The sequence below is a fragment of the Vibrio sp. 2130-1 genome (assembly GCF_033339515.1).
Map to the genome: position 1 here is coordinate 1 of NZ_JAWOUT010000308.1, position 681 is coordinate 681.

Annotated in this window: 1 protein-coding gene; it reads right to left on the bottom strand. The window is 43.8% G+C overall.

What is annotated here, in order from left to right:
- Positions 1-681: NAD(P)/FAD-dependent oxidoreductase (locus R7Q09_RS25910; RefSeq protein WP_318143912.1), on the bottom strand; the 681-nt coding region annotated here is incomplete at both ends.

Consider the following 681-nt stretch of genomic DNA (forward strand, 5'->3'; position numbering starts at 1 on the left):
TAAGGTGACGCAGAATGTGTGTGAAGAGTCGATATGCTGCAAAATGTTCATGTTGTACGTCAGGGACGGCAATCGTTTCAGCTCATCTTCGCCTCCTTCCAGCAAATAGTTCCACGATGCCCATGCAGATTTTCGTTTCGGTACTACACTCGTGTCAGTGTGAAGAACCACATCATTTGCTTGGTAAGCCATATTAGACAAAATGTCGTTTTCACATGACGAGGCATCACTGAGCATCGCTAAAGCTTGGTCGCTATGGCAAGCAAAAATGACTTCATCAAACCATTCACACTGCCCATTTGCATAAATCGCTACACCTTGTTCACTGCGAACAACTTTTTCAACCGGACTATTCAGTCGAATCTTGTCTGCAAACCCTTGCGTTAAAGGTGAAATATAAGCACGTGAACCACCCTTGATAACATACCATTGCGGACGATTCGTCACGTCTAACAAACCGTGATTGAGGAAAAAGCGTAAGAAGAACATCAATGGAAATGCACGCATGTCAGCGAGGGAAGATGACCAAATCGCCGCGCCCATTGGCAGAATATAGTTGTCAGAAAAGAAATCACTACACTGGTGCTCATCCAAAAATGCACCCAGCGATTGAGAACTCGATATTTGCTCAGTAGCAGACGCTTTTGCTAGTTTATTGAAGCGTAAAATCTCAAGAATAAA